The 3953-nt window shown below is 61.0% G+C and carries 3 protein-coding genes and 4 pseudogenes; 6 read left to right on the forward strand and 1 reads right to left on the reverse strand.

Annotated elements, in window-relative coordinates:
- Positions 1 to 96 precede the first annotated feature (96 nt).
- The 6 genes and pseudogenes from EV665_RS33010 to EV665_RS31825 form a co-directional block, all read left to right on the forward strand.
- Positions 97 to 403, forward strand: a pseudogene (locus EV665_RS33010) (helix-turn-helix domain-containing protein); the annotation flags it as partial.
- Positions 404 to 1068: 665 nt separating this feature from the next.
- Positions 1069 to 1575 (forward strand): annotated as a pseudogene (locus EV665_RS33015) (DUF1403 family protein); the annotation flags it as partial.
- Between the two features lie 9 nt (positions 1576 to 1584).
- Positions 1585 to 1842 (forward strand): annotated as a pseudogene (locus EV665_RS33020) (transposase); the annotation flags it as partial.
- Between the two features lie 68 nt (positions 1843 to 1910).
- Positions 1911 to 2285 (forward strand): hypothetical protein, encoded by a 375-nt coding sequence (locus EV665_RS31815; RefSeq protein ID WP_133037239.1) that lies wholly within the window; start codon positions 1911 to 1913, stop codon positions 2283 to 2285.
- 335 nt (positions 2286 to 2620) lie between these two features.
- Positions 2621 to 2884, forward strand: coding sequence for a hypothetical protein (locus EV665_RS31820; protein ID WP_133037240.1), 264 nt, complete (start codon positions 2621 to 2623; stop codon positions 2882 to 2884).
- Between the two features lie 550 nt (positions 2885 to 3434).
- Positions 3435 to 3737, forward strand: a complete 303-nt coding sequence (locus tag EV665_RS31825; RefSeq protein ID WP_133037241.1) for a DUF982 domain-containing protein — start codon at positions 3435 to 3437, stop codon at positions 3735 to 3737.
- Between the two features lie 121 nt (positions 3738 to 3858).
- Here EV665_RS31825 and EV665_RS33395 read toward each other — a convergent pair.
- Positions 3859 to 3953 (reverse strand): annotated as a pseudogene (locus tag EV665_RS33395) (IS5 family transposase); the annotation flags it as partial.

Here is a 3953-nt window from a genome sequence, read left to right on the forward strand (position 1 = left end):
CCGCTTATCAGCCTGCCAGCAGCAAGCTGACACTCATCCGGCCCTCGGGAATGAGCCGTGGTCGTCTAAGCTACACCACGTCCTGGGACACGATCAGACCGTTCGATTACGGTGCTGCAGGCACTGCCGAGCTTTTGTCCGAGCGCTGAGCTGTCCGATGACCGCGGGCCGCTCGCAGTGTCCCGTCGAACAAGCAGGTGTCCTCGCGCGCGGCATAGCCGCCGCGACCTTGCGCCGGCACCTTGCCGCGCTTGTCGAGGCGGGATTGATCGAACGCCGCGACAGCCCCAACGGCAAGCGCTATGCGCATCGGGGCAGGGGAGGGGAGATCGAGGCGGCATTCGGCTTTAGCCTCGCGCCTCTGCTTGCTCGTGCGGGCGAGTTGGTGCCCTTGGCAACCAGGTCTTGGAACCGGGTTCGGCCGGCGGTCGGCTTGGAAGGAGCAGTGTCGTCATCGCCGGTGTTCGCCAGGGGAGGGGAGGAGACTGATTTTCTCCGCACCGATGGTCGGTCGCGGCCTGTCGAAATCAGCCCGAGGGCGAGGTTCTTGCGGCCCGGTCCGTCGTTCATAATTACGCCTCCTTCGTCATCGATCCATAGAGGGCGAGCAGTTCGCCGGGCGGCATTTCCATCTCCACGATCGCTTTCGGGCGGTCTTCGTGACGGTCTGGAATGTGCCGGCCGTGCCGATCGACTGGCAGGAGGCTCGGAGGGCGATCGGCTGGGATGCGAGGGCGACACCGCTTTCCCGCAGGATTTCGCGCAGTGGTTTATGCGCCCTGGTGCGGCCACCCGCAGGCATGATCCGTGATATCCTGCAGGCGGGGAGGCACGGATGCGGCAACGGCGGTGGCGGACTTGCCTTCGGCTATCGCTGCGTCCTGCGGCTCCGCGGAGGGTTGCGGGGGGTAATTGTCGGCGTTTTCGTCGTCGAATCGGTCCATTTCCCTATAATGAACAAAACGACCGATAAGGCAATCTTATCCGCCATTATTCAAGGAAGACAAGCTGTGCGGTGTCTGTCGAAATCTGTAGCATAAACCGCGCACCCATTATAGGATGGCGGCCATGGATTCGCCCGTCACCCCTCTTGTCGCCTCGCCGGTACTCCCGGCCGCCCTGCCCGGCTGGACCCTGCCGCGTGGCCGCGAGCCGGATAAGATCGCCGCCGCCTTCGCTGCCGGCATCGTCTTGAAATCACTGGACGATTTTGTCCGCCCTGCGCCTATCTGGGTCGGCTGTTGGCGCGCGCGCCAAGCCCTGAAATGCGCCGCCGTCTCGGTTCGGCTGATGGGGCGAAACGAGGACGAGGCCGCGTTGCGTGATGCCGTTCTGCTGACGGCCGCTGGTGGCGATCCGGGCCCCGCCGGAAGGGTGTTTTTGGCCACCAAAAGGCTTTCCACTCGAAAACCTGCCTTTTCCTCGAAAGTCGTTGGTGAACTCGCCGATCTCTTGGGGCTTGTCTGGGACGATCGGCTGGCCGCGGCCGTCGATCAGGCCGACGACGCGCTGCAGTCCGGTCGCCCGGCGCCGCTTGCGGCGGCGGATCTGGTGAGCGCCATCCACGCCGCGCGCCGGGATGCCGAGGCCAGGGATGTCGTCGAGAGCTTCCATGAGAGCAAATCCTCCGTTGATCTGGAGGCCTGGATCGAACGCGCGACGAAAAGCCTGGTCGCATCATTCGCGAATGGCGTTATCCGAGACCGAGCCGCAATCCAGAATGCCATAACCTCCCAGTGGTCGAACGGCCAGACGGAAGGCCAGATCACAAAGCTCAAGCTCATCAAACGTGAGCGCGACGAACATCCCACCTTTCCTTTTGTGATTGAGGCTGCGAGATAAGCTCCTTCATCGACAGGAGCGGAACGGAATGGTTGGAGATCGCGCTGATGCCATGCTTGAAGTCATGGATGACCCCTATCGACGCCGTCTACGGTGACAACCTGAAATCCAGCAGCGTGGCCCCGATCATCTCGCGCCCCAAGTCCAAGAACGTCGAGATCTCCTATTTCGATGTCGCCAAGGGGAAACGCGTCAAGGTCGAGGCCCCGACGGGGATCGATGACGTCGACTCCGCGTTGCGAACGGTGATCACCGCCGCCGACGAGGACCGGGCCAGGAAGCGGGCGGAAGCCCACGGCAAGGTCAGCGATCGGGAGAAGGGCGGCGGATCCGTCACCATCCTGGGATCCGTGTATGCGGAACCGGAAGCACTCTGCAATCTCGGCGGGGTCGCCCGGGGATCGAGGGCTCCTACCGGATCGCATCCGTCGAGCACTCCTTGACCAAGAAGTGCGGCTTCGAGACCACGTTGAACCTGACGCAGCCACAGAACGGGGCCGGGGTCGATAGCCGAGGCGGGACCTCGGCGTCCACGTCATCCGTTCAAGGCCCCGGCGCGCCGGCGGCAACGGCGACACGATGAGGAGCGAGAAGATGGCAAGGGAACCGGTAAAACGCCCCCCAAAATCGCTCTTTGAAGCGGCACCAAACCGAACGGTTCAGGGCTCCCACGTAGTGGAAAGAGAGCTGGACCAATGCGAAATCCGTCTATGCTGGCTTCCTCTACGCCTCCGGCAAGAATTACGTTCAGATCAGCGAGATCCTGAACGACGGAACTGTGCCCCAAACGATCGGCGCCCTCGTCAACCGCCGCTGGAGGCTGCCGAAGGCAAAGCGTGGCCGGATCGTCGGGGTTACTCCGTACGTCGAAAAGCTCCTCGAGAAGCAGGCCGGCAAGCTGGGGATCACGCCCGAGCTCTTCCTCGAGCGAATCTGCGATTGTGTCATCAGGGACAGGCTCTATGACGCCGTCACCGACGGTCGCTATGATGAGAAGCCGAAAAGCAGCCGCATGACATTCCGCTTGAGGGAGTGGCGTTGACGGCGCCATACTGCGATACACAGTATCCTAAAAGAGGCAGCGGACCAATGGATCGCCCAACCCCGACAAAGGCACCAATCGCTCTCGCGGTTATCGCAAGCTACCTAATCCTGCGATGCCTTTGGAGAATCTTTATTCCAGGCACCGAGTACGCGTTGCCGCCGTGGCCTCTCGTGTCGATTATTGTCGACATTCTCACCATGATCGCCCTTTTCATCCTGAAGCCGCAGGTTCCCATCTCCGGCCCGGATGCTCCAATCTAGGTGCGCTATGCTACGCCTCTGTTTGTGGGCGGGATCATTGCAACGGCAATAATGGTCCTGATCAGATTTTCCAGCAACAAGGGCTGGTGGACCGGGCATTTACTGTAGATCCTGTTTTCCGGCTGCGGATGGGCCGGACAGCTCTACGCCATCGTCGTCGCTCACGAGCGTATAGCGCGCTCTGGTTCGAAGGCCTTGAAGACCGATTTCAGAATCAATACACTCAGCCACGGCGCTGCAATGCGGCGCTTTCCTTGTTGATCACCAACGTTTTCAGTGAGGTAGAAATGATCTCCAAGATGTTTGATCGTCCGGTCTATCTGGAAGAGCGGAAGGATCTGGTGAGGGAAATCACGTGCGTGGAAGACGCGATCGACTTCCTTGAGGAATTCCCCGAGCGGGACCGCGATCTGATCCACGATGCAACCCTGAAGACCTGCTACATGGCACACGACGGACATAAACCGCTTCGCGTGGCTCGTGATGCAATCCGGTCTTACGGAAAGAAAAAGGGCCTTCTCGTGAAGGAACCCGCCGTCCAGCCGTGGATGGTCAAGCCGTCCACCGGCGGCGGGCGCGTTTCCCTCTGAATCAAATATCGATGGCGGGAGGCTGCGAATGCGGCCTCTCGTTTCGGTCCACGCATCATAGAAGTTGCTTTCGCCTATCGACTCCTGCGAGCAGGCATTGCATCCTACCGCTAGGCAGGATCTAGGTCCTGTTGACAAAGTATGGCAGCCATATCTTTGCGGCTGCCAGGGCGAGGAATGCCGAGAAGGATTTTCGTGTCTTGTCGTATCGGGTCG

This window comes from Shinella granuli (assembly GCF_004341885.1).
Lineage (GTDB): Bacteria > Pseudomonadota > Alphaproteobacteria > Rhizobiales > Rhizobiaceae > Shinella > Shinella granuli.